This is a genomic window from Adhaeribacter radiodurans, from assembly GCF_014075995.1.
Lineage (GTDB): Bacteria > Bacteroidota > Bacteroidia > Cytophagales > Hymenobacteraceae > Adhaeribacter > Adhaeribacter radiodurans.
The window spans coordinates 3891644-3918198 of sequence record NZ_CP055153.1; the positions used below are offsets into that span (position 1 = coordinate 3891644).

Consider the following 26555-nt stretch of genomic DNA (forward strand, 5'->3'; position numbering starts at 1 on the left):
ATTACTTACAGGTCGTAACAAAACGCCTAATGGTTGCCTCGTCTTTTTAATTTTTTTATTTATTTTTATTTATTTTATCAGGTTTCAGAATCTGGTATCCTTTACGTTTCTATTTTCGGATGCATTTAGAGTTATCCCGTCTTAATACCTGATTGGCACCAGAATTTTTTTAAAAAAATTAGAACCTTATTTGCTGGAGAACCTGCTAATAGCTATATTTTAGGAAGATAACAATATTGCTAAAAATCAGCTTGTTATAAGAATTAAACAAGAACTTTCACCTGTTTCTTAACCAGAATAATGAAGCCTACCATTTACAATTACAAAACGGTTAATTATTTTTCTGGTACTACAGGCTTTATGACAGTAGTACTGCTTATTTTTGGGATTTGCCTTATACCTACTTACTATTTTCTCTTCGGGGTTAGTACACTTTTCCTGCTTTTAATAGTTTTTACAACCCACTATGGCTTAGAAATAAATGTGCGGGATAAAACATTTAAGCAATACCTGTGGATTTTAGGCTATAAACATAGTCGCATTCAATCGTATGATTTAATAGAATATGCTTTTATCCAATCCAGTAAGGTAAGCCGTACTTTATACTCCACCGCTACTTCTACTACGTTCACTTCCAGAGTATATAACGGTTACTTAAAATTCTCCGAAGAAAATAAAATCCATTTAATTCAAGCGTTAGAAAAAGAATCGGTTTTAAATAAATTACACTTTTTAGCCAGGGATTTAAAAATTGAAATAGTAGATTTTACGGATGCGGACTCTGTTTCTATTGTCCCGTAATTACTAAAAAGATAGTCATTTATGACTTATACATTAACTTTTAATTAATTCTAGTTTGCTTTGGTTATCGTATTTTAATTGTCCTTTTTCCAGCATGTTGCGAATTATATTAGTCAAATCAAGAGCGAATTTAGGTTCGAAGCGCGCTACTAATGCTTTAGGGTGCAAAGGCTGCTGGCTAAGGTGGGCAATTATTTGATCGTGAAGAATTTTATAATTATCTTCTTTTCGTTGTTCTTTTTTGCGGGCCAGACAATAATCGCAAATCCGGCAATATTCATCCGTTATTTCGCCAAAATACTGGAGCAACAATTGAGTGCGGCACCGGTTAGTAGTTTCCAGGTAATTTATTACTGCTTCCGCTTTTTGCACAGCCGTTTTCCGGAACTGGGTTAGTTTCGCTTTATCCAACGGTAAGTTAGCGGCATCGTAGCGGGGAGTGGTAAACAACAACTGAGGCGCTTCCCGTTGGGGTTCGTATTCTACAATATTTCTTTGGCTCAGATATTCTAGGGTTTTCCGAACGGCTGCTTCGGTACTTTGCAGGTAGCTGGCAATTTGGCGTTCGTTAATTTTAACAAAGCTGGAATATAAATTACCCCCGTAAATTCGCAGTAAGGTTTTTAAAAGAGCATCAAATTCGTGGTGTGCTATTTGAAATTTATATAATTCTTCGTGGTCTACAGAAAAATAGAGTTTAGAAGGAGCGTAAAAGGCTTCGTTTAGTTGCAGCAATCCTTCAGATTCTAGTTTTCGGATAGCGTGGTGCACTTCCAAAGCTTTCAATTTATAGGTGCGGGTAAAATCATCTATTTGAAAATCAAAAGAAGTAAACTCGCCGCTGCCTACGGCAATCTGGTAATAATTAGCCAAAGCCTGGTATACCCGTTTCAGCGTGTCAATGGGTGGATGTGCTTCGGTCACTTTAGCTCGTAAATCTTCGGTATCAGCGGGGCCAAGCAACACGGTGGCGTACGAGTATTTGCCACCCCTGCCAGCCCTTCCGGCTTCCTGGTAGTAGGCTTCTAACGTTTCGGGCAAATCCAGGTGTATTACCAGCCGCACATCCGGCTTATCAATGCCCATTCCAAAAGCATTAGTAGCAATTATTACCCGGGTTCTGTTTTCTATCCATTGCTGCTGAAATTTAGCGCGGTCGGCAAAAGATAAGCCGGCATGGTAAATTCCGGCGGATATTCCCCGAGCTTGCAGCCATTTGGCTGTTTCTACGGTTTGCCGTCGGCTGCGAACGTACACCACAGCACTACCCGGTACTTTCTGCAGAATACCTAATAACCGGGCATGCTTGTCTTCGGTAACCAAACAAGAATAAGACAAATTGGCCCGCGCAAAACTCTGTTGAAATACTTTCGCTTTCTGAAATAATAATTTATCCTGAATATCTTGCTTTACTACTTCTGTGGCAGTGGCGGTGAGCGCTAACACCGGAATATCGGGTAATAATGTACGCAGTTCAGCAATTTGGAGGTAGGCCGGCCGAAAATCATAACCCCACTGCGAAATACAATGCGCTTCGTCTACGGCCAGTAAAGAAACCGACATTCGTTTTACCCGCTCCCGGAAAATGTCGGTTTGCAAGCGTTCCGGCGATACATACAGGAACTTTACCTGGCCAAAAACACAATTATCTAAAATAATATCTATTTCGTGCTTACTCAGTCCAGAATGAATAGCTACCGCCGCAATGTTTCTTTTTTGCAGCTGCTCTACCTGGTCTTTCATGAGGGCAATTAGAGGCGAAATAACCAGGCAAATACCAGGTTTAGCTAGTGCTGGCACCTGAAAACAGATCGATTTGCCGCCGCCTGTAGGTAACAATGCTAAGGTGTCTTGACCTGCCAAAACGGATTGAATAATATCTTCCTGTAATGGCCGGAAGGCATTATAATGCCAGAACTGTTGTAAGATTTGGTGAATAGTAAGCTCCAAGGAAAGTAGTTTTGGAGCTCAAAATTACTAAATTAAATGATATGGATGGTGCTCCTACGCAATTTGCAACCCTTCTTTCGGAATAATTCGATTATTTGTTTGAACCTAGCGCGGTTACCACAATATCCTCTAAAATTATATCTGCCTGAACAGTTTCGGGAAGTGCATTTTCATTCTGGCTTCTCCCCTGAATTCTATAGATAATAGGTAATATAAAGGTTTTATCAACATACTTCTTACTCCAAGAACCTTTTAAGCTCTTAAAAATTTTAGGTAAATCCTGAGAAAAACTTTTATCAGGATCATTATAAACCCTTACTAAATTACTTCTGCCTAATGAATCTATTTTGAATTCAACGAAAATTTTAGTGGTAATATTAGCGCGCAGTGGTTGCGCAGGATAACGGATACTTTTGCCAAAATGTTTATAAAAATTTCCCAACCCTTCTTCAAACTCTAATTTCTCCTTAAGAATTTCAAGCCCTATTTGAAAATCGGTTTTAGATGGCGTTACTAAGGATTGCGCCCCATAATTATTGTGCGTAATTAAAATTGTATCGCCAGGATTTGATTTTACCTGAAAAAAGCCAGCATAATTGGTTTTAGTTACTACCGAATCATAGTGAACGATGGAGGCGCTTCTAACTGGCTCTTTGGTTAATTTATCGTACACACGAATTGTGTACAATTGGCTTTGTCCTTTTGCTATATTTGAAACTATAATCAAAAGAAAAAACAAAAAGGAAAAATAGAACTTAAGCATCTTATATAATGATAAAATAAACTTAAAAATTAAATTTTACCAGAATGCATCGTATGTTATCCATCTACGGCTTGAAGTTTTTCCTGTGTTTTTAAATAAAGCCTAAGATTAGAGTGGTTCTATCTAAAATACGAATAAATTTAATAACTTAAAAATGAAGCCTATATAAAAAAAGAGCCCGGCTCTTTCAGAACCGGGCTTTAACGATTAAAAGTAAGTTTTGGAAGAATAATTAAGCAGCTGCGTTTTGTTCTTCTTCGCGATCTTCAATTACTTTTTTCAGTTTCGCGATAGCTTGCGTCGCACGTTCTTCATCCAATTTATTAATGTTTAATAACATCTTAGTTTTCTCCTGGCGCGTAATCACCGGATTGTTCAGCAAACGAATAATTTCTTCTTTTTGCTTAGCCGAAGCATATTTAACCGATGACGCAGCGGCGGCCGGAGCAGTTTCTTGCTTTTCTGGTTCTACTGGAACCGCTTTCATAGCTTTTGTTTCCGCTACTGCTTGCGGCTGCTCCACCCGGGGAGTTTCCGGAGTATTACCACTGTAATCCATTTCTTCGGCTGGTGTAGGCTCGTAACCGGCCGCCCGAATAATCCAGGCCAAAATATTTCGGTAAGCTTTACCAATTGCCCGGGTCTGTGCCATGGAAGCAATCGCAAATTCCTGGTAATACTTTTTACCTTGCTCTTTATTAGAACAAATAGCAAAACCAGCTCCCACAATTTGTTCTGTACGTAAATTAAGCAAATTAACCTTTGCCTGATACTTTAGTTCGGTATCGGTACTTACGTTAATTACATGTTCCACTACGGGCAGAATACCCAATCGGGAACCAGCGTATTGCCATCCTTCTACGTTCACGTATTCCTTGCCTTGAATATTTTGATACAATTTATTCTCTTTGATAAACTTCGCAAGGTCGATGGCCAGGTGCATGGTTTCGTCAGATTTCGCGATATCGTAACTCTCGATTCGCGCCTTCTTAACTAACTTGTCTTCTTTAATTTCCTGATTCATTTCTTTGTTTTTATGTTCAAATTAAAAACATATCTCTTTAGTATTTGGTGCCATTATGCTAATAAAAAAAGCAAATTATTCTACCTGATTATCAACATCTTACAATAAAGTTTTTAGCAATTTTTCAACTCATTTTTACCTAAAAAAATGAAGGTGAAAAAGCATTACATTTATACTCTAAAAATATTGTTTCTCCCAAGCAGGGAAGCTTTTCTACTATTTTAAAGTAATAAGGTTTCAATTTTATATTTGCTTGATAATATGCGTTTTAATTACTTAAAATATAGTTTTCCTTTCTTATAGCATACCTAGGTTTAGCCAATTGTTTTAAATTAAAGCTCCAAGTTTATTTGGTATGCAGTTTTAGGGCAAACAGAAGATTTTAGTAGTTGAGTAACAAAAGAAGTGCTTTGTGCCTGAATGAAACTCAAAGTAATTGAAACTGGGAAAGTAGCAGTATATTAGTTGAGCTTTATTGAAGATAAATAAGAAATGCCAGATTAATATTTTACTAAATTATTTAGCATTAAAAATCTGGTAAGAACTATTATCCAATTAATTATTATTGATTAATTGGCTCAATTTAAAATAAGAGTCTGTTTTAAATTGAGCCAATTAAAAGTACCAGTTGGGTGTTTGCACCGGAAAGTAATCCGTGAAGAATTATAATAGGTAGTGAAGATGCCCTAGATTTTATTCTTTGCTTTTATCGAAATACGAAACAATTTCTTAATTTAAAAGATAACCATCTTTCATTACTAATTTCCGGTCGGCCATTTCGGCTAGATGCTCGTTGTGGGTTACGATAACAAATGTTTGGTGCAAATCGCGGCGCAAGCGGAAGAAAATTTCGTGGAGTTCTCTGGCATTTTCCGAATCTAAATTACCGCTGGGTTCATCGGCAAAAATAATTTCCGGAGCATTTATTAAAGCGCGGGCAACGGCAGTGCGCTGCTGCTCCCCTCCCGACATTTCCGAAGGTTTATGCTCGAACCGGTGACCCAAGTTCAACATTTTTAATAATTCTTTAGCGCGGGTAGTTACTTCTTCCTCGGGGCGACCAGCTAAAAAACCAGGTAAACACACATTCTCCACCGCAGTAAACTCCGGCAATAAATTATGAAACTGGAAAATAAACCCAATGTGCTGATTACGAAACCGGGCCAATTCTACACTTTTGTATTTATTTACCGCATTTCCGTTAAAAAACACTTCTCCTTGATCAGCATTATCTAAAGTTCCTAAAATATGAAGTAGAGTGCTTTTACCCGCTCCCGATGAACCAACAATCGAAACAATCTCCCCTTTGGCAATCTGGAGCGTAATACCTTTCAGAACGGGCAGAGCTCCGTATGATTTATGAATATTTGTAGCGTGCAGCAAGAAGGTTAAAATTTTAATGTCTCCGAAGAGTAGTTATCGGTAAATCTAGATAAAAGTTACCATTATTTACAAATTAGTAAGCCTAGGTTTTAAATTAAGATTTAATTATTCAAAAATTTTACTCACTTAATTAATTAAATACGCTTTCTGTTTCTTCCTTGAAAAATTAGCGGATGAACTTAACTTTTAATAATTTACCTTACCCAACTAATTATACCTGAAATTAAATGGCTATTGGAAGATCTTTCCCCGTGCTGCTGCTTATTTTTTTATGCATGATGGTCCTTATTGTCTGTTTCCGGATACAGCCAAACGTTACCTCTACTCCCGCATTTAAAAGTAAAATTACTTTCCGGGGAGTAAATTGGGTAGCCGGCGATTCGGTAACTTTAAATCAGATAGTAGCCCTAAAACAGCAAAATATAGAATGGATGGCGCAAACGCCGTTTGGCTGGCAGCAGAAGTATAACACCCCGGAATTAAACATTAATACGCACGTAAGTAAAAGCTTTTGGGGAGAAAGCGATCAGGGTTTAATGCACACCACGCGGTTAGCGAAAGAAGCAGGCATAAAAACTTTGCTAAAACCCCATATTTGGTTAAGAGATCGGGATCAAAATAAGTGGATCGGAGACATAGAAATGACCAGCGAAGCTGACTGGAAAGCCTGGTTTACAAATTATTCGGCATTTATTTTACATTATGCCCGCTTAGCCGAACAAAACCAGATAGAAGCTCTTTGTATTGGTACCGAGTTAATGAAACCAGCCATTACCCGCGAAAAAGAATGGCGCCAGTTGATTTACGATATTCGGCAAGTTTACCATGGTCAGCTTACTTATGCGGCAAATTGGTACCTGGAATACGAAAAAATAAAATTCTGGGACGCGCTCGACTTTATCGGGGTACAAGGTTACTTTCCGCTCACCAAAAAAAATAATCCCACTTTATCTGAGCTTCAGGCCGGTTGGAAGCCATATTTAAGTGATTTAGAAAAAATAGCTAGTAAATTTCAAAAGCCGGTAGTTTTTACGGAAGTAGGCTACAAAAGCACCCCCGATGCTGCCGTGGAACCCTGGAAATGGCCGGAAAGAGGAATTACATCCGAACAAGATGAGTCACTTAAAACCCAAGCCATATGTTATGATGCTCTATTTCAGACTCTTTGGCAAAAGCCTTGGTTTGGCGGTACTTTTATCTGGAAATGGTACCCACAAGTCCGCGATAATGGCCGCGACCACCGCGACTTTACGCCCCAGCACAAACCCGCCGAAAAGATTTTAGCAGACTGGTACGGATCAGTCCATAGACGATAGACTATGGACTATAGACAATGGACTATCAACTAATAAAAATTTGAAATAATAAGATTATCGTTTACTTTCGTGCCATACGAAATGCTCCTAACATGAACATACACGAATATCAGGGAAAAGAAATTTTAAAAAGTTATGGTGTACGGGTACAGGAAGGCATTATTGCCCGCAACCCCGACCAAGCCGTAGAAGCCGCTAAACGCCTGACGGCCGAAACCGGTACCGGTTGGCATGTTGTTAAAGCCCAAATTCATGCGGGTGGACGCGGTAAAGGCGGCGGAGTTAAAGTGGCCAAAAACCTGGATCAGGTACGCGAGCTTGCTTCGCAAATATTAGGTATGACTCTGGTAACCCCCCAAACGGGCCCGGAAGGTAAAGTAGTACATAAAATATTAATTGCTCAGGATGTTTACTATCCGGGGCCTACTGAGCCAAAGGAATTTTACATGAGTATCTTACTCGATCGGGCAAAAGGTCAGAATGTAATTATGGCCAGCACCGAAGGCGGGATGGATATTGAAGAAGTAGCTGAAACCCATCCGGAAAAAATTATTAAAGAATGGATTGATCCGGCCGTAGGTTTACAAGCTTTCCAGGCACGTAAAGTTGCTTTTGCTTTTGGTCTGGAAGGAGAAGCCTTTAAAGAAATGGTAAAGTTTATTACCGCGCTTTATAAGGCATATTTAGATACCGATGCTTCGCAGTTTGAAATTAACCCGGTTTTAAAAACGTCGGATAATAAAATATTGGCGGTAGATGCCAAAGTAAACCTAGACGATAATGCCCTTTACCGCCATCGGGCTTTTGAAGACCTGCGCGACTTTAACGAAGAAGATCCTCTAGAAGTAGAAGCTAGTGCCAGTAACTTAAATTACGTTAAGTTAGATGGTAACGTAGGTTGTATGGTAAACGGAGCGGGTTTGGCTATGGCAACTATGGATATTATTAAGCTATCGGGTGGTGAGCCGGCTAACTTCCTGGACGTTGGAGGTGGAGCAAACGCCCAAACCGTAGAAGCTGGTTTCCGGATTATTTTAAAAGATCCCAACGTAAAAGCTATTTTAATTAATATTTTTGGAGGTATTGTTCGTTGCGACCGCGTAGCGAACGGAGTAGTAGAAGCCTACAAAAACATTGGCGATATTCAGGTTCCGATTATTGTGCGCTTACAAGGCACTAATGCCGAAGAAGGCGCCCGCATTATAGATGAATCTGGTTTAAAAGTTTACTCTGCCGTTTTGTTAAAAGATGCCGCTCAGCGCGTAAAAGAAGTATTGGCTTAATTTTCATTCACTTCTAAAACCTTTGTATAATAAGGCCACTTCTTTCGAGGTGGCCTTTTGTTTTATAGGTATTAAGCTATTCTACACTACTTCCAGTTGTACGTCAATGTTACCCCGGGTACCTACCGAATACGGACACACCTCATGGGCTTTATTTACTATCTCAACTGCCTGCTCGTGATCTATGCCTTTTAAATCTACTACTAATTTAACGCCTAACCCATACTTCTCGTTGTCTACTTGTAATAAGCTTACGTGAGCAGTAACGGTAGATTCTCGGTCTAAGCGAATATTTTGCTTGCCTGCCACCAACAAAACGGCGCTCTGAAAACAAGAAGCATAGCCCGCTGCAAACAATTGCTCTGGATTACTACTTCCCTTTTTGCCTCCTAATCCTTCCGGCACATTTACTTCCAGATCAATAATTCCATCCGATGATTTTACGTGGCCGCTGCGACCTCCGGTAGCCGTTACTTCGGCAGTATACAAGGTTTTCATAGTTCTAGTTTTAATTGAAAAATAATTCTTAATGGTTTACTTAATAAGTTTAAAGAGTTTATTTAACAGATTTTTAAAAGTTTTGTTAAGAAACGGTGTTCTTATTTTTAAATTTTATTTTGTAAACCAAGAGTATTTAGCTTTTTAAAGCAATTTTTTAGCGGAGGTAACGTAAGCAAATACAGGAAAAACCAGTAGCTATAAGAACTATTTTACTTTTATCTGGTATAAAGCAAAACGAACAAACAACCTTATCTTATTTATCTAAACTTAAAACGATGAGTATAGAAGCCTTAAAATTAATTCCGCAAGAAGAATCGTTTAATGAAACTTCCTTCGAGCAGGAAATTACCAATCGCCACCAACTTCAGGATCGTCCGGCTATATTAGAAACAATAAAAACAATATTAAAATTAATTAATCCGGTGCGCGTAAATGGGGCGGGCAATCATGAAATAACAACTCTATTCCGCGATATTGTATTTAAAAACCGTAATATGATTGGAACTACCGGATTAAGTCAATTAGCTGAAGCGAATTTAAGCGACGAGAACGGCACCTTAACCGACAAAGGAGTTGAATTAGTAAAAGCAATTGCCGGTTCTTACAAAGGAGTTGAAGGCGAATTAGCTTATTAATAACAAGAGTATAAAAGCCATTTTAACAAGCATTAAACCCTATATTGATTAAAATTAAGCTAAATTTTCTTTATGAATACAAATAAAAAAGAGAAGCCTTAGTTAAGCCTTCTCTTTTTACTAAACATTTAAGTTAATTTATTTACCGCTGTGCACTACTGGTGTTTTATTTAATTTACTGTGCTTACGGCTGTAAAAGAAATAAACAACTAACCCAATAACTAGCCAACCTATTAGCCGGTACCAGGTATGAATATTTAAACTGGCCATCATGGCAAAGCAAACCAACATACCTAATATTGGCACTAAAGGCACCCATGGCGTCCGGAATGGTCGGGCACGCTCTGGTTCATGTACCCGCATGTACCAAACTCCACCGCAAACAATAACAAAGGCCAGTAAAGTACCAATTGAAGTCATCTCTCCTAACTGAGCAATTGGTAAAGCACCGGCAGTAATTGCACAAACTATCCCAATCAAAATAGAGCTAACGTAAGGTGTTTGATATTTTGGATGCACCTTCCCGAACAAAGGTGGAATAAGACCATCGCGCGACATAGAATAGAAAATACGCGGCTGCCCCAACAACATTACCAGCATTACCGAACTTAAGCCAGCTATTGCTCCAATTTTAATTAAATCCCGCAACACAGTATAACCGGTAACTTCGATACCAATAGCGATAGGTTCTGCTACGTTTAATTGACGGTAATCTACTAATCCTGTTAAAATACCCGACACTAAAATATACAGAATGGTACAAATTACTAATGACCCTAAAATACCAATAGGCATGTCGCGTTGCGGGTTTTTAGCTTCCTGAGCAGCCGTGCTAACGGCATCAAAACCAATATAGGCAAAGAAAATAACCCCCGCTGCCCGCATAATACCACTCCAGCCATAATGGCCAAACTCGCCGGTGTTGTCAGGTATAAAAGGTGTCCAGTTTTGAGCAGCTACTTCCGGATTACGAAGCAAATAATATCCACCAGCCAAAATAAAAGCCAGTACCACAAACAACTTCATAAATACTATTAAATTATTAAAGCGAGCTGATTCCTGAATCCCAATAATCAGAATAATGGTTATTAAAATAATAGCACTGGCGGCTACAAAGTTAAATACACCCGTAGCATGGGGTAATGAAGCAATGTCAATGCCTTGAGATGCATATTGATGTGTGAGCTGATCTGTAACCTGTAACCAGGCACTGGTTTTAGGGTCTTGAATTAAAGAAATTCCGGGAGCATTCCACCATTCGGGCGCAATATTAATATTTAAATCCCGGAGAAAACTCACTACGTAACCACTCCAACCAACGGCCACAGTAGCTGCGCCAAACATATATTCCAGAATTAAATCCCACCCTATAATCCAGGCAATTAATTCTCCTAAAGTGGCATAACCATACGTATATGCAGACCCGGCAATCGGAATCATAGACGCAAATTCGGCGTAACACAAACCTGCAAAGGCGCAGGCAATACCCGCCACAATAAAGGAAACAACTAAGCCCGGCCCGGCAAATTGTGCGGCCGCACTCCCGGTAAGAACAAAAATACCTGTTCCAATAATGGCTCCAATGCCCAATAAAATTAAATTAGTAGCCGATAAAGTACGTTTAAGGGTATGCGAATGACCATCGCCGCCACCACCTTCCGACTCCTGAATTAATTTAGTGATTGATTTTTTTGCAAATAAATTAGATGCCATTCGTTTGTCTTAAATTTTGAAACCTTAAAGTTTTAGTAAAAATGTAGTGCCCTTGCCAGATATAATTAAAAACTAGTCCGTTAACTGAATAATATCTTAAGCATTAAAATTTAACAATAATACGCCCTTAAATTAAGTAAATTTTGCAATTTGTTGAACAGGCAGCCTAAAACATTTTAATCTTACCACCTTTAATCACGTAAACTATACAAACTAAATAAGATAAATTGTATTAACTGGCTGAACTTCTAAAATTGCCCCAAGTGGCTCTTAATTCAGGTGAACTGTTAAAAATAAGATTTAACAATTTTTACTAAGGTATATCTTTTTTATTTTATTTAAGTAAAAACCGGTAACACTAGTATATACACAACATTGTAAATTCACCTTACATCAACAAATACTTACTATGGATCATTACCCGTTAAAACCAGAAAACATGCGAGCGCCAGCGAACTTGAGCCGGGCAGAAATTCAACAAAGTTTAGAGGAATTAGATAATAAAATTAAAATTTTACAAGGCCGGGCCCACGCTACCACCGCTGATTCAAATCATACTTATCATGAGCATATAGCTGGGTTAGAGAAAAAACGCGCTTTACTGGCGCAAAAATTAGAGGCTACCCAAGACGAAACTTCTAACACTTGGACGGACATTAAAAACGGTTTACAAAACCTGAAAGATGAAATCCGGAATATGCTTGATTAGCTAAAATTTATTTTTTTAAACAATTAACTAAACCAGTTTGAAAGATTGGCTTATGGTAACTTTATATGCACTCATAAGCTAAAGTATAGAGTAAATAAACCTCATCGATAATACCAACTAGGATTTAGTAAATACCACATAAGTTTTAAAGAAGCAAACCCGGTAGGTTTCAAAACTACTGGGTTTAAGCTCAGTAGACCTATGTCCATTTAATTTTTGAATTAGGATAAAGCCCACAAAACAGAAAAGCCGAATATGTAGTATATATTCGGCTTTTCTGTTTTTTAGGCGAAAGTTTAATCTACATTATCATGCAGAAACTTGTTATCACCCAGAATATCGTTATCATCACTTAAATTAAAGCGGGAAATATTACGGTTAGAAGAATGGGGTACATTCTCCAGGGCAACATTCCGACGCAAGTAAGCAGGAACTTCTAACTTTTCTTTAATAGCTTCATTCGTAATTTCACTGCTTAACCGACGCAAACGTTCGCGGCGTTCCAGTGATTTTTGCTGCAAATTATTTAACTCCTCTTCGGCTGGTGTATTTGTAACCACATCACCTGTTTCTTCGGGAGTAAAAACTTCGTGTTGCGATTCTAAATCAAAAACAATTTTAGCCGGCTCTGCTGGTACCCGCGTTGGCACCGGTGCTGGAGCGGGCGTAGAAACAGGAACCGGAATTGGAGTTGGCGAAGCGTCCTGTACAGGTACTCTTACAGGAGCAGCCGGACGAGCAGGTTCCGCCTCTTCTTTAACAACTACACTCCGATCGGTATCGAAAATGTTGATTTGGGGGTCAGTTTCCGGGTAAGTGTTTTTTTTTACCTGACCGGTATTAATAGTTACTGCTTCACGGGCAAAACCAGTAGCAATTACCGTTACCCGAATGCTTTGACCTAATTCCGGATCAATCCCGTGTCCGAAAATTACTTCCGCTTCTTCTCCGGCTTTTTCCTGGATATATTCCGTTATTTCGGTCAATTCGTCCATTTCCAGTTCAGCCTGATCGCCTGACATGATAGAAAGCAATATCTTTTGCGCTCCGTGAATGTCGGTGTTATTCAATAATGGCGACGATAAAGCTTCTTCGGCAGCCCGCAAAGCCCGGTTTTCTCCTTCGGTAGTAGCAGATCCCATTACGGCCGCGCCTGAATCTTTCATTACTGTTTTTACATCTTCAAAGTCTACGTTTACTTCGGAGGTAACAGTAATAATTTCGGCAATACTTTTGGCAGCAGTAGTTAAAACATTATCCGCCTTTGCAAAAGCCTGCCGGATAGGCAAATTGCCAAAAATTTCCCGTAGTTTGTCATTCAGAATTACTAAAACCGTATCACAATTTTCGCTCAGGTCTTTAATTCCTCTTTCGGCAGCGTCCCGTTTCTTCTTACCTTCAAATATAAAAGGAGCAGTAACAATACCAACCGTTAGTATATCGAGTTCTTTTGCAATTTTCGCAATTACAGGGGCTGCGCCCGTACCGGTACCACCGCCCATACCAGCCGTAATAAATACCATTTTAGTATCATTACCCAATAGTTCCCGGATTTGTTCACGGCTTTCGATAGCCGCTTGCTTACCGCGCTCCGGATTAGCTCCAGCGCCTAAACCTTCGGTTAAATCAACGCCAATTTGCAATTTATTGGGTACATTGCTGCTTTTCAGAGCCTGTGCGTCGGTATTACATACCACAAATTCTACATCTTTAATGCCCTGACCACACATGTGGTTTACTGCATTACTACCTCCTCCACCAACACCAATAACTTTAATGATAGATTTGCTTTGCGTAGGTATATCAAACTTATAGGATGAAAAACTCATATATAACTCTCCTTTACTAAATTCTTAATAATTTTGCTTATCGTCAAAATCGTCGATTAATAAACCTTTTGTACGGTCTATTATTTTTCTAAAAAAGTCACTACCACCCGAAGCAGTAGCAGGTTTTGCTACTCGTTCGTTTACCCGGTTTTCGGAAGTACGGGCGGCAATTTCAGTATAACGATTTAAGCGTTCATCCAAAGCTTGATAACCAGCTAATACTAACCCAACAGTGGTAGCGTACATCGGACTTTTTACAGCATCGATTTTACTTTTACCTAGATGCTCATTTGGGTAGCCAATACGGGCATCCAGGCCGGTTAAGTATTCTACTAACTGTACTAAGTTCTGTAACTGCGAACCTCCACCGGTTATTACAATGCCAGCAGCCAGACTATTCGCATATCCGCTTCTAACAATTTCTGAATAAACAAGTTCAATAATCTCTTCCATTCTTGCCTCAATTATATAAGCAAGGTTTTTAATGGAGATCTCTTTCGGGGTACGGTCGCGTAAGCCCGGTATAGAAACAATCTCGTTATCGGATGCTTCGTCGGCAATGGCTTTACCAAACCGTACTTTTAATTGCTCGGCTTGGTTTTGCATAACCATGCAGCCTTGCTTAATATCGGTGGTTACTATATTGCCACCGAAAGGTAAAACTGCGGCATGCCGGATAATATTGTCTTTGAAAATGGCCAGGTCAGTGGTTCCACCTCCAATATCAACCAAAGCTACGCCCGCATCTTTTTCTTCTTCGCTTAACACGGACATACACGATGCCAGCGGTTCCAAAATCAAATTGTCGATTTCCAAGCCAGCCCGGGTAACGCATTTGTTAATGTTGTTAATGGCGTTAGACTGCGCGGTTATGATGTGGAAATTTCCCTCTAAGCGAACTCCCGACATTCCTACCGGATCCACAATGCCTTCTTCGTAATCCACTTTGTAATCTTGCGGCATTACGTGAATAATTTCGCTTCCTGGCGGTGTTACCAACCGGTACATGTCGTTGGTCAGGCGGTTTACATCTTCTACGGTAATTTCATTATCCGAAGTAGCCCGGGTAATGCTGCCGTTGTGCTGCAAGCTCTTAATGTGCTGCCCGGCAATACCTACATTTACTACGCCAATGTTTATTCCGGATTGTTCTTCTGCCTGCCGGATAGCTTTGCGGATAGCATCCACGGTTTTATCGATATTGCTCACAATGCCGCGAACAACTCCTTCCGAAACCGCTTTTCCCATTCCTAAAATTTCTAACTTACCGAACTCGTTTTTCCGGCCAACCAAGGCACAAATTTTGGTTGTCCCGATATCCAAGCCTACTACAATTTTGTCGTTTTGCATATCTATATTTTATTCACAAATGATCTGATCATGAAACTCCAGGTTTACCCGTTTGTACCTGTCCCAACCCATAGCGGGAAGTACTTTTTTGTAAACAACCAACAACTTTTTAAATTTCTGTTCCACTTCATCTGGCTTGCCAAATTCAATAACCTGAGTACCTACCTGAGGCATGAAAATTACTTTACCTTTGGCATCAATCTGCATTTCCGCTAACTGCGCTTTCCAGAAAGCATCTTTTTCGATAAACTTCAGCAAGTCCAAATATGCCCGGCCTAATGAATCCTGGTAAAAGGACCGAGTTTGCGCCGGCCGAAACAAGGATCTGGTAATAGGGATCACCCGTGCGGTAAATCTTTCTGATAAAGGTAAAACATTACCTTCATCATCAATATAGACGTCCTCTTCTGAATTGTCGTGTACTAATCTGGCTATAGGCCTGTTTTGTTTAATTTTAATGTTTAAGTTACCGGCTAAATCACGATATACCTGTGCTTCCCGCACAAATTTATGCGATTTAATCCGCAATTCAAGGTTTTTTAAACCGATATCTGTGATTTTTGAACCTTCTAAAACCTTCTCACCATCATTCGTAAGAATATTTTTTACTTCCCGCTCACTAATAAAATAGTTATTATACTCATTATCAATGGACACTGAAACTTTTCGAACAGCTTTTTGAGCTTGTCTCTGCGCCACAAATACCCCCAAAAAAGCGAGTAGTAGGATGCAACAAGATGCAAAAATTATAGATATAATCTTACGCTTCTGAAACATTTTTTTTCTTTTCTAAGATGTTCTTAATTGGCTGAACCAGAGTATCTATATCGCCGGCTCCCACGGTAGCCACTACGTCAAAGTCAGGATGGTTCTCTATTTTGTCCAATACTTCCTGCTTGGACAAGAGACTTTTTTTAGGCCCGGAAATACGGTTCAACAGCATTTCGGCTGTTACTCCGGGTATTGGTTTCTCCCGGGCCGGGTAAATTTCAAGTAATTCCACTTCATTTACCTGGCTTAAACTTTGGGCAAATTCATCGGCAAAATCGCGGGTTCGGGTAAATAAATGCGGCTGAAAAATAAGCTTGATTTTTTTATCCGGGAACAATGCCTTCAAAGAAGAAACAAAGGCATTGATTTCGCTTGGGTGGTGCGCGTAATCATCAATGTAAATATGATCCTGCGTTTCGGCCACAAATTCAAAACGCCGCTTTACTCCCCGGTAAGCCGCTACCCCAGCTCGAATCTGGTGCGATGGCACACGCATTAATTGAGCCGTAACGCAAGCCGCTAAAGCATTTTCAACATTATGGAAACCAGGAACCGCTAGCTCCAATCCCGGCAAAACTCCGGTAGGTGTAACAACATTAAATTTAAAACGGTGTTCCTCGATAGAAATGGTTCCGGCATTAATTTCTGCCCGCTCCAATCCGTAATTCAAGACCTTAACGGAAGACTCTATTTTAGCTGTAACTCTACTGTCGGACTTCGTGTTTAACAGCAGGGAACCTTTTGGTTTTATCTGACCAATAAATTCCTGAAAGGAGTGAATAAGCTCTTCTTTGTCGCCGTAAATATCTAAATGATCGGCATCCGTGGACGTAACAATGGCAATATCCGGAAATAAGCGCAGGAACGAACGATCATATTCATCAGCTTCCACCACTATTATTTCGCGACCATCTTCGTCTTTTCCTAAAAGCAAGTTAGAATTTAGATTAACCGAAATCCCTCCTAAAAAAGCCGAACAATTAACGCCTGCGTGGTGTAGCAAATGCGCAATCATGGAAGATGTAGTGGTTTTGCCGTGGGTTCCGGCCACTGCAATGGTAAAAGCATTGGCGGTAATAATGCCTAAAACTTCAGATCGCTTTTTAATTTCAAATCCATTCTCCCGTAGGTATTGCCACTCGCGATGGTCGGCAGGAATGGCAGGTGTAAGAACTACTAAGGTTTGTTCCTGGTTTTGTTTTACTTCTTCCGGTATCAAATTTATATTATCTTCAAAATGGATCTGAATACCTTCTTCTGTTAAGGCTTGCGTTAATGGAGTGGGGGTTTTATCGTAGCCCCAAACAGGTAAACCTTTGGCGTTAAAATAACGGGCAATGGCGCTCATACCAATGCCACCAATACCTAAAAAGTAAATATATTTATACTTATCCGTCCTCACTTTAGCAAACTAATTAATTGATCTACAATATTTTCTGCAGCATCTGGTTTTCCTAATTTCTGAATATTTGCGCTTAATTGAGCTTGCTTTGCTTTATCCGCTAACAAGCTAAAGGCAGCTGGGTACAAATTAGTAGCCGCATCCACATCCTTTACCAATAAAGCCGCTTGCCGATTTACTAAAGAAAGGGCATTTTGCGTTTGATGATCTTCTGCTACGTTAGGCGAAGGCACTAAAATAGCCGGTTTACTAACCAAACACAGTTCTGAAATAGATAAAGCTCCCGCTCTGGAAATAACAATATCGGCAGCAGCATACGCTAAGTCCATCCGTTGAATAAAATCAAAACTTTTTATTCCAGTATCTATCAACAAGGCGGTTTGTTCGCTGGCTGTAGGGTAATAAGGTTTGCCTGTTTGCCAAAGTAACTGGTAACCTTTTTCTTTTATTTGCGCCAGGTGGGCAGCCGTACTTTCGTTAATAGTACGCGCTCCTAAGCTGCCGCCAATTACTAATATAGTAGGCTTTCCGGGTTTTAAATTGAAAAAAGTTAATGCTTCTTCTCGTTTATTCTGGCTACCTACAATATCCTGGCGCACTGGGTTACCCGTAAGCACTAATTTTTCTGCCGGAAAAAAGGCTGACATTCCCTCGTAGGCCACGCAAATTTTATCTACGCGCTTGCCGAGTAGTTTATTCGTGATACCGGCGTAGGAATTTTGTTCCTGGATTAAACTAGGAACACCTAAGGAAGTAGCGGCAAACAATACCGGAGCGCTGGCGTAACCGCCCACTCCTACTACGGCATCGGGCTTAAAGTCTTTTACTATTTTCCTGGCCGTCCGGACGCTGGAAATTACTTTAAAGGGAAAAGTCAGGTTTTTAAGAGTCAGGCGACGCTGCAAACCGGCTATAGTTAAACCAATAATCTTATAGCCAGCTTCGGGCACCCGGGTCATTTCCATTCGGCCCTTAGCCCCCACAAACAAGATTTCTGCTTCGGGTTGCCGTACCTTTAACTGATTAGCAATGGCTACTGCTGGATAAATATGTCCGCCCGTGCCACCGCCGCTAATAATTATCCGGTAAGGTTGTTTATTCTGCATGTACAACTGCTCTTTTCGAAATATTACCCGATAATATATTGCCACTGGGCGCCTGCTCGGCTTCGGTGCGGCTAACGCTTAAAATAATACCGATGGATATACCCGTGAAAATTAAAGAGGTACCACCCATACTTAGTAAAGGCAAAGGCAAACCTGTAACCGGACCTAATCCCACGGCTACTCCCATGTTTACCATTGCTTGCAGTACCAAGCTAAAACACAACCCCGCCGAGAGCAAGCCCCCGAAAGCACCAAAACTTTTGTTTACCGTAACTAGCCCTCGGTACAGAAAAGCCAGATATAAAAACAAAATTATTACGCCACCCAGCAAACCGTACTCTTCAATTATAATCGCGTAAATAAAATCGGAATACGGGTGCGGCAAAAAGTTACGCTGATCGGAGTTACCGGGTCCTTTACCGAATGGCCCACCAGTTGCAATGGCAATATAAGATTGCTCTAATTGAAAAACCGGAGATTCGGTATTGGTAAAATTTTCTACCCGGCTAATTACCGTTTTCATTCTTTGGCCTAAAGCTAAAGCAGTTACTCCCAAAACTCCACCAATTACCAGTACCATGGCAATGTGTTTCATTGGAACCCGACCAATAAACATGAGCAGCAAACAAGTAATAAATAAAAGGGTAGCCGTAGAAGCATTGGTTAAAGCAATTAATCCGCAGATGCTGCCGCACCAGAACATTATTGGAATAAGGGTACTTTTCACATCGGTGGTTACGTGTTGCCGCTTAGACAGCATACTGGCCAAGTGTGAGATTAAAGCCAATTTAGCTAAATCCGAAGGCTGAAAAGTTTGGTTTATTATGGGGATAGTCAACCAACGCGACGCTTCGTTAATATTGGAACCGTAGAGGAAAGTAAACATGAGCAAAGGAGCCGATAAACACAGGGCCAGCAACGATAGCCTGGAGTAGTAGCGGTAGTTAATTTTATGCGCAAACCACATAAAAGCCAAACCAACCAGTATTAAGCTGGTATGCTTAAACAAAAAATACTCCGTGTTACCCGACATTTTTTTATATGCCAAAGTACCCGTAGCGGAGTAAACCACCGCAATACTAATCAGGGAAAAAGCTATTACGATACCCCACAAAATTGGATCACCCTTTAAATTTTCGCGTAACCAGAGTTTTACCTGCATCATACTATTCGTTAATTATCCATAGACCACTGCCTATGGTATTATTTTTAAAATTTACTTCTGAAATTACTCCTGCTTTTTAACTTTACTGCTTCAATGGTGCCAAAACTATTTGCTCTACAGCTTCGGCAAAACGGCGGCCGCGGTGTTCGTAATTATTAAATAAATCAAAACTGGCGCAGGCCGGGGAAAGCAAAACAACCTCCCCGGATTGGGCTAAAGTATTAGACTTTTGAATCGCTTCTTCCATGGATTGGGTTTCGTCAATAACCGGAATAACTCCGGTAAAAGATTCAAATAATTTCTTATTATCTACTCCCAGACAAATAAGAGCTTTGATTTTTTCTTTAGCTAAGGCGTGTAGGGTGGTATAATCATTGCCTTTATCTACTCCTCCCGCAATCCAAACAATAGGTTGGGTAATACCATCCAAAGCATACCAGACCGCTTCTACATTGGTGGCTTTCGAATCGTTGATGTAACATACTCCGTTTGCTTCGCCCACGGTTTGTAACCGGTGGTCGGCATTTTTAAAAGTAACTAAAGCCTGAGAGATATTCTCAGAAGAAACACCGGTTAACTTGGCAGCAAGTACGGCCGCGGCGGTGTTGTATTGATTATGTTTACCAATCAGAACAGAGGAACTGGTATCTATATGTTCTTCCGTACTGTTATAGTTAGTTATCAGCTTAGAATTCGAATAATAAGCTTTTGCTTGCCATTGGTTTTCAATCGAAAAAGGAATTAACTGCCCTTTAAATGCTGCTGAATCAAAATACTCGTTAATTAATTTATCATCGGTATTGTAAATAAAATAATCGGCCGGCGTCATGTTCTGGTTAATGCGAAGCTTCGATTGCGCGTACTTGGCCATGCTGTATTCGTACCTGTCCAGATGGTCGGGGGTAATGTTTAATAAAATGCCAATGTGCGCTTTAAACTGGAACATGCCGTCTAATTGAAAACTGCTTAGCTCCACCACGTAGTAGTCGTACTCATCAATAATTACTTTTTCGGCTAAACTCTCCCCTATATTGCCGGCTAAACCAACATTTAAACCCGCACTTTTGAGCAAATGATAGGTTAGTAGCGTAGTGGTAGTTTTACCGTTTGTGCCCGTAATGCAAATAAATTTGGCATTCGAATACCTACTGGCAAATTCAATTTCTGAAATAACAGGAATGTTATTCGCTTTGGCTTGCTGAATTAAAGCCGCTTTATCCGGAATACCCGGGCTTTTAATAATTTCGCTCGCTGCTAAAATACGTAGAGAATCGTGCGTGCCTGACTCAAATGGAATATCAGCCGCTTGCAATTTTTGCTGGTAAACTGGTTTTATCTCCCCGGAATCCGACACAAATACATCTAAACCTTTGGCTTTCGCCAATAAGGCCGCTCCTACTCCACTTTCCCCCGCTCCAAGTATTGCTATCATTTTGTTAAAATTAAATTTTAGTGTATCTACCTTTTTGTTGATCACTCATCAGCCAATCACCTACATTTCATAAGCACTTAGATTTCTTACTCTAGCGCAGCTTCAGCGTTACCAACGTTAGTATGGCCAGCATAATCCCGACAATCCAAAATCGGGAAACAATTTTTGCTTCTTGGTAACCTAATTTCTGGTAATGGTGATGTAAAGGCGACATTTTAAAAATTCGCCGACCTTCTCCGTATTTTCGCTTGGTGTATTTAAAATAACTTACCTGCACCATCACCGATAAATTTTCGACCAAGAAAATTCCGCATAGAATGGGAATTAAAAGTTCTTTGCGCAGGATTAACGCTAAAACGGCAATAATTCCACCGATAGATAAACTACCCGTATCGCCCATAAATACTTGTGCCGGGTACGAATTATACCACAAAAACCCCACGCATGCACCCACAAAGGCAGTACAAAAAATTACTAATTCTCCGGAGTTAGGTAAGAACATAATATCCAGGTAATCGGCAAAGAAAGAGTTACCGGAAACCCAGGCAAAAACAGCCAACGTAATACCAATGATAGCCGATGTACCAGCCGCTAAACCATCAATCCCGTCGGTAATATTGGCCCCGTTAGAAACAGCCGTAATAATTACTATTACCAACAATATGTATAAAAAACGGGCATAGGAGCCAAAAACCGGACTAGCAAACGAAAAAAGCTGATAATAGTCGAGTTCATTATTTTTAGCAAACGGGATGGTAGTAATCATTTGCCGTACATCTTTAAAACGCGACGAAGCATCGACTGCCGTGCTACCAGTATCGGTGATGTATTGCCGAACCACTACATCGTCGTTAAAAAAGAGTACACAACCTACAATTAACCCAATACCAATTTGACCGATCACTTTAAATCTACCGGCTAAACCTTCTTTATTCTTCCGAAATACTTTAATGTAATCATCCAGAAAGCCAATGATACCTAGCCAAACCGTAGTAATAATCATTAAAATAACATACACGTTGGCCAAACGGGCAAAAAGTAAAGTTGGAACCAAAATGGCCAGCAAAATAATAAGGCCGCCCATCGTAGGCGTTCCTTTCTTTTCCATTTGGCCGGATAAACCTAAATCACGAATACTTTCGCCTACCTGACGCCGCTGCAAAACTTTAATCAATTTACCGCCAAAAATCATGGCGATTAATAAAGATACCAGCGCCGCCATACCCGCCCGAAAGGATATGTATTGAAACACCCCGGCGCCGATAAAATCGAACTTTTTGTCTAAAAAATTAAAAAGATAGTAGAGCATTAATTCTTCTTTATTGGATTGTTAAATTGTTTAATTGCGGTGAATAAAATCAAACTTCTATCCTAACCATTCAACTGTCCAGCCATTTAACAATCTATTTTTTACTTTCCCATTAGGGCAAACATGGTTTTTACTATTTTTTTGTCGTCAAAATCGTACTTCACTCCTTTAACTTCCTGGTAAGTCTCGTGTCCTTTACCGGCTACTAAAATAATATCCCCCCGCTCAGCCAAGGCGCAAGCCGTTTTAATAGCTTCCTTGCGGTCCACGATGGATAAGGTTTTTTTAAAATCAACTGGTTTCACGCCTTGCTGCATCTGGTTTAAAATTTCTTGCGGATCTTCAAAGCGTGGATTATCGGAGGTTAAAACAACCCGGTCGCTCAATTTGCAGGCAATGTCGGCCATAATAGGTCGCTTGGTGGCATCGCGATTACCGCCGCAACCTACTACGGTAATAATTTGCTGCGACGGAGTACGGATTTGCTGAATGGTTTGCAGAACGTTTTCCAATGCATCGGGTGTATGGGCGTAATCCACAATACCGGTAATATTAGAATCAGAAACCACGTAATCAAACCGTCCGGCAGCCGAAGTAAGACTAGATAAAACAGTTAAAACTTCGTGTGTATCTTCGCCGAGTAAAACTGCCGCGCCATAAACGGCCAGAATGTTATAAGCGTTAAAAGTACCGATTAACTTAAACCAAATTTCATTACCGTCAATTTCTAAATGCAACCCTTGGATAGAGTTATCTACAATTCGGGCTTTAAACTCCGTAGCTTTGCGTAACGCATACTCGTGCGTACTGGCTTTGGTATTTTGCAACATAACGGCCCCCCGTTTATCATCGGCATTTACTAGCGCAAACGCTTTAGCGGGCAGCATGTCAAAAAATAGCTTTTTTGCCCGAATGTATTCGTCGAAGGTTTTATGATAATCGAGGTGATCGTGGGTAATATTAGTAAAAATGCCACCCGCAAAGGTTAATCCGGTTACCCGATGCTGCACCAGAGCGTGTGAACTTACTTCCATAAAGCAATGGGTACAGCCAGCTTCTACCATTTGCTGCAACAAAGCGTTTAAAGTAATGGCATCGGGTGTAGTATGAGAAGCAGGTAAAACAGTTTCGTTAATCTGATTTTGTACCGTGGATAGCATTCCGGCATTATAGCCTAATTCCCGGAACAACTTATGCAATAAAGTAACACAAGTAGTTTTACCGTTGGTGCCAGTTACTCCTACTAACTTTAACTTTTTAGATGGATGATCGTAAAAACCAGCCGCCATTAAAGCCAACGCTTCCGCAGAATCATTTACCTGCACGTACGTAACCTGCGAGCTTAATCCCTCTGGTAGGATTTCACAAATAATTACGGAACAACCCGCTTCAATGGCTTTAAAAATAAAAGCGTGTCCGTCGGCCTGCACTCCCCGGATAGCAAAGAATGCTTTGCCGGAAGTTGCCTGCCGCGAATCAAAGGTAAGCCCCTGAATAGCAACGTCGCTCGGGCCAATAAGCCGAACGACGGAAACAGGTGCTAGTATATTTTCTAAAAATGGCATTAACTCAACGTTAGTGTGATGATACTTCCTTTCTGAATAGGAGAACCTGGATCTAATGATTGTTTCTGTACTCTCCCCATTCCTACTTTTTTTACTTTTAACCCTTGATTGCCGAGTAAAAACAAAGCATCGCGTAAGGTCATGCCACTCACATCGGGCACCCGGCCTACTTGTAACGGCACCGGTTTCCAAACGTAAGAATGCGCCTGCGAATCGGCTTTAATCCACTCCTGGTCAGCTAAAGGATGGCTGCTGATACCAATTCGGTTACAAATTAAGGTTAATTCTTCTTGCTGACCGGCTTTTACCGGCGGCAAGGTGCGTTTATCCGGCATAATGAGCGCCGCAAAAGGTTTGTGAATGGCTAAATCGCGAACGTAAGCTTTATCGGCTAATTCCCGGAATACCGGAGCGGCAACATCGCCTCCGTAAATGCGGCCTTTTTTAGGGGTATCAATAATAATAATGCAGGAATATTTCGGATTATCCGCCGGGAAATAACCCGCAAAAGAAGTGGAATAATCTTTAATATACTGCCCGTTTTTTGTTTTCCAGGAGGTACCTGTTTTACCCGCCACTTTGTAATTTAAATTTTTTACTTGTTTACCGGTACCTTTTTCCACTACGGCTTCCATAATAGATTGCAATTTTTTAGCTGTTTCTTCAGAGCAAATGCGACCTAAAGTTTCCGCTTGAAAAGAATCTACTACTGCATCAGCTTTCCGGATTTCTTTTACAATCATGGGTTTTACTTTAATGCCGTTGTTCGCCACAGCATTGTAAAAAGCCAAAGTTTGTAAAGGTGAAATTTTTAATCCGTAACCAATAGCCATCCGGGATAAGGTTGAACGGCTCCAGCCCCGGTCGGTAGTTGTACGAATAAACGGTTTAGCTTCTCCGTGCATCTGGAAACCAAGTGGTTTATCGATGCCGAATTGCTGCAAGTACTCAATGTATTTCTCGGGCTTTTTGCCAAAGTGTGTTTCAACGAGTTTGGCCGTGCCTACGTTAGAAGATTTTTCAAAGACTTGGGAAATAGAGATTTTACCGTAACCACCACCGTGGGCCTCTCCCATACTTACCCCACCAAATACCTGACGGCCATGACCGGTATCCACTGTATCCTCAGGAGTAAGATTAGTATCTTCGAAGAGGGCCATCATGGAAGCGAGTTTAAAGGTTGAACCCGGCTCGGTTCGACCATGGTCACCCACGGCATAGTTGTAATTTTCAACGTAAACCCCTTCGCTGGCTTTTCCTAAATTAGCAATGGCTTTAATAGCGCCGGTTTTCACTTCCATTAAAATTACACAGCCATATTGGGCATTATTTAAGACTAATGCCTTATAAAGCGCGTTTTCGGCTACGTCCTGCAGGTTAATATCAATGGTAGTTTTAATATCGTAACCGGGTAAAGGCTTAATTTCGGTACCATCGTAAATCGGCTTATTTCCGCCCGCCATCCGTTCGAACAAAGCTTCTCCGTCTTTCCCAGCTAGTTGGCGGTTATAGGTAAACTCTAAGCCCGAGCCGTTGCCGTCTTCGGTCATACGGCCAATGGTCCGCTGGGCCAAGGAGCCAAAGGGCCGGAAACGCTTATCTACTTTTTCAAAAATTACCCCGCCTTTGTTCTTACCGGCCCGGAATATAGGCCAGGAAGCCATCATTTTCTTTTCCTGATAGTTAATCTGGCGCGGATGCAAACGCAGATAGCGCCGTTGCTCGGCACGGGCGTTTTTTATTTTCCGGCGGTATCCTTCGGGTGATTTATCCTGGTAAAACCGGGATAATAGTAAGGCCAGCGAATCAATGCCTTTATTAAAAACCTTGTCGTCGCAAATAGTTGCATCAAAAGCGACGCGGTAAAAAGGTAAGGAAGTAGCTAAAATACTTTCGTTATCTGAATAAATATTGCCCCGGGTAGCATAAACCGGCTGATAAATAATGCGGCTCTCTTTGGCAATCTGGCGCCACTTGGTTCCTTCAAAATACTGGATGCGAACTACTTTGTAGATAATAGCGCCCGCAAAAAAACATACAAACAAGAAAGCTACCCGCACGCGGGTAACAATTGATTTTTTAATATTCTTCCCCATCTACTTCAATCTGATAAGGTGGTGATGAACTTTCTACAATGCCGGCCGGAGCTACTTTACGAGCCACTTCGCTCTGCTTGCTGGCTTCCATGTAGTCGGACTTAAGTGTGGTATAATCGGCCCGGAAATCTTCGGTTTCGCTTTTGGTGCGATCAATTTTCCGGATGGTTTTCTCGGCGTAATGGGTATTGCCTATGTAAAACAGCGTAATAGCCATAATATACAACACGTAAGGCAAGTATTTTACCGGTAATCCATCCCGAAAAATACTATCCACTTTGGTATAGCGATCCAGAAGATGAAATAAGCTGGTACCCTTTTGCCGGGGTACTTCTACTGGGGCAGGCATCGGCACCGCCTTTAGGGTATTGGCTTTAGGTTTTACCGGTGGTCTTTCCTTAACTGTGTTATAGGCCATGCTTTCTACGTTTTAAGTTATATGTTTTAGGTTT

At 40.7% G+C, this 26555-nt stretch carries 22 protein-coding genes; 5 read left to right on the plus strand and 17 right to left on the minus strand.

Annotated features, from left to right (window positions below):
• The first annotated feature begins 300 nt into the window (after positions 1 to 300).
• Positions 301 to 801: a hypothetical protein gene (locus HUW48_RS15700; RefSeq protein ID WP_182411849.1), complete on the plus strand. Its 501-nt coding sequence runs from the start codon at positions 301 to 303 to the stop codon at positions 799 to 801.
• Positions 802 to 834: 33 nt separating this feature from the next.
• Here HUW48_RS15700 and HUW48_RS15705 read toward each other — a convergent pair whose 3' ends face one another.
• From HUW48_RS15705 to HUW48_RS15720, 4 genes are all read right to left on the minus strand, one after another.
• Positions 835 to 2751 (minus strand): RecQ family ATP-dependent DNA helicase, encoded by a 1917-nt coding sequence (locus tag HUW48_RS15705; RefSeq protein ID WP_182411850.1) that lies wholly within the window; start codon positions 2749 to 2751, stop codon positions 835 to 837.
• Positions 2752 to 2842: 91 nt separating this feature from the next.
• Entirely contained in the window at positions 2843 to 3424 is a 582-nt protein-coding gene (locus HUW48_RS15710) for a hypothetical protein (protein ID WP_182411851.1), read from the minus strand.
• A gap of 322 nt (positions 3425 to 3746) precedes the next feature.
• Positions 3747 to 4538 carry a hypothetical protein gene (locus tag HUW48_RS15715; RefSeq protein ID WP_182411852.1) on the minus strand — a complete coding sequence of 264 codons (792 nt, stop codon included), beginning with the start codon at positions 4536 to 4538 and terminating at the stop codon, positions 3747 to 3749.
• Positions 4539 to 5267: 729 nt separating this feature from the next.
• Positions 5268 to 5921, minus strand: a complete 654-nt coding sequence (locus tag HUW48_RS15720) for an ABC transporter ATP-binding protein (RefSeq protein ID WP_182411853.1) — start codon at positions 5919 to 5921, stop codon at positions 5268 to 5270.
• Between the two features lie 275 nt (positions 5922 to 6196).
• Between HUW48_RS15720 and HUW48_RS15725 the strand changes: the two genes are divergently transcribed.
• Both HUW48_RS15725 and sucC read left to right on the plus strand, forming a co-directional pair.
• A complete protein-coding gene (locus HUW48_RS15725) occupies positions 6197 to 7237 on the plus strand; it encodes a glycoside hydrolase family 113 (protein WP_246343498.1) in 1041 nt (346 codons plus the stop codon).
• A 92-nt stretch (positions 7238 to 7329) separates the two neighbouring features.
• Positions 7330 to 8520, plus strand: a complete 1191-nt coding sequence (gene sucC, locus HUW48_RS15730; RefSeq protein ID WP_182411855.1) for an ADP-forming succinate--CoA ligase subunit beta — start codon at positions 7330 to 7332, stop codon at positions 8518 to 8520.
• An 81-nt stretch (positions 8521 to 8601) separates the two neighbouring features.
• Here the strand turns inward: sucC and HUW48_RS15735 are convergent, their stop codons facing one another.
• Positions 8602 to 9018: an organic hydroperoxide resistance protein gene (locus HUW48_RS15735; RefSeq protein ID WP_182411856.1), complete on the minus strand. Its 417-nt coding sequence runs from the start codon at positions 9016 to 9018 to the stop codon at positions 8602 to 8604.
• Positions 9019 to 9296: 278 nt separating this feature from the next.
• On the opposite strand from HUW48_RS15735, the gene HUW48_RS15740 reads away from it, so the two are divergent.
• Complete coding sequence (locus HUW48_RS15740) at positions 9297 to 9656, plus strand: hypothetical protein (protein WP_182411857.1); 360 nt, start codon at positions 9297 to 9299, stop codon at positions 9654 to 9656.
• 138 nt (positions 9657 to 9794) lie between these two features.
• Here HUW48_RS15740 and HUW48_RS15745 read toward each other — a convergent pair whose 3' ends face one another.
• A complete protein-coding gene (locus tag HUW48_RS15745) occupies positions 9795 to 11369 on the minus strand; it encodes an amino acid permease (RefSeq protein WP_182411858.1) in 1575 nt (524 codons plus the stop codon).
• Between the two features lie 409 nt (positions 11370 to 11778).
• Between HUW48_RS15745 and HUW48_RS15750 the strand changes: the two genes are divergently transcribed.
• Positions 11779 to 12078, plus strand: a complete 300-nt coding sequence (locus HUW48_RS15750) for a sll1863 family stress response protein (RefSeq protein ID WP_182411859.1) — start codon at positions 11779 to 11781, stop codon at positions 12076 to 12078.
• A 296-nt stretch (positions 12079 to 12374) separates the two neighbouring features.
• On the opposite strand, the gene ftsZ is transcribed toward HUW48_RS15750, so the two are convergent.
• The 11 genes from ftsZ to HUW48_RS15805 form a co-directional block, all read right to left on the minus strand.
• Positions 12375 to 13907 (minus strand): cell division protein FtsZ, encoded by a 1533-nt coding sequence (gene ftsZ / locus HUW48_RS15755; protein WP_182411860.1) that lies wholly within the window; start codon positions 13905 to 13907, stop codon positions 12375 to 12377.
• Positions 13908 to 13931: 24 nt separating this feature from the next.
• Positions 13932 to 15257 carry a cell division protein FtsA gene (ftsA, locus tag HUW48_RS15760; protein WP_182411861.1) on the minus strand — a complete coding sequence of 442 codons (1326 nt, stop codon included), beginning with the start codon at positions 15255 to 15257 and terminating at the stop codon, positions 13932 to 13934.
• A gap of 9 nt (positions 15258 to 15266) precedes the next feature.
• Positions 15267 to 15956: a cell division protein FtsQ/DivIB gene (locus HUW48_RS15765; protein WP_246343500.1), complete on the minus strand. Its 690-nt coding sequence runs from the start codon at positions 15954 to 15956 to the stop codon at positions 15267 to 15269.
• 61 nt (positions 15957 to 16017) lie between these two features.
• The gene (gene murC, locus HUW48_RS15770) at positions 16018 to 17430 is read right to left on the minus strand and encodes a UDP-N-acetylmuramate--L-alanine ligase (RefSeq protein WP_182411863.1); all 1413 of its coding nucleotides are present in this window, start codon (positions 17428 to 17430) and stop codon (positions 16018 to 16020) included.
• On the minus strand, positions 17427 to 18536 hold the full coding sequence (gene murG, locus HUW48_RS15775; protein WP_182411864.1) for an undecaprenyldiphospho-muramoylpentapeptide beta-N-acetylglucosaminyltransferase: 1110 nt from the start codon (positions 18534 to 18536) through the stop codon (positions 17427 to 17429). Before murG ends, murC begins: the two co-directional genes overlap by 4 nt.
• The gene (locus HUW48_RS15780; RefSeq protein WP_182411865.1) at positions 18526 to 19701 is read right to left on the minus strand and encodes an FtsW/RodA/SpoVE family cell cycle protein; all 1176 of its coding nucleotides are present in this window, start codon (positions 19699 to 19701) and stop codon (positions 18526 to 18528) included. Before HUW48_RS15780 ends, murG begins: the two co-directional genes overlap by 11 nt.
• An 82-nt stretch (positions 19702 to 19783) precedes the next feature.
• Complete coding sequence (gene murD, locus HUW48_RS15785) at positions 19784 to 21133, minus strand: UDP-N-acetylmuramoyl-L-alanine--D-glutamate ligase (protein ID WP_182411866.1); 1350 nt, start codon at positions 21131 to 21133, stop codon at positions 19784 to 19786.
• Between the two features lie 91 nt (positions 21134 to 21224).
• Entirely contained in the window at positions 21225 to 22442 is a 1218-nt protein-coding gene (gene mraY, locus HUW48_RS15790) for a phospho-N-acetylmuramoyl-pentapeptide-transferase (protein WP_182411867.1), read from the minus strand.
• A 101-nt stretch (positions 22443 to 22543) separates the two neighbouring features.
• Positions 22544 to 24007 (minus strand): UDP-N-acetylmuramoyl-L-alanyl-D-glutamate--2,6-diaminopimelate ligase, encoded by a 1464-nt coding sequence (locus tag HUW48_RS15795; protein ID WP_182411868.1) that lies wholly within the window; start codon positions 24005 to 24007, stop codon positions 22544 to 22546.
• Positions 24007 to 26103 (minus strand): penicillin-binding protein, encoded by a 2097-nt coding sequence (locus HUW48_RS15800; protein WP_182411869.1) that lies wholly within the window; start codon positions 26101 to 26103, stop codon positions 24007 to 24009. Before HUW48_RS15800 ends, HUW48_RS15795 begins: the two co-directional genes overlap by 1 nt.
• Positions 26087 to 26521, minus strand: a complete 435-nt coding sequence (locus tag HUW48_RS15805) for an FtsL-like putative cell division protein (protein ID WP_182411870.1) — start codon at positions 26519 to 26521, stop codon at positions 26087 to 26089. The genes HUW48_RS15800 and HUW48_RS15805 overlap by 17 nt, the downstream gene beginning before the upstream one ends.
• Between the last annotated feature and the right edge of the window lie 34 nt (positions 26522 to 26555).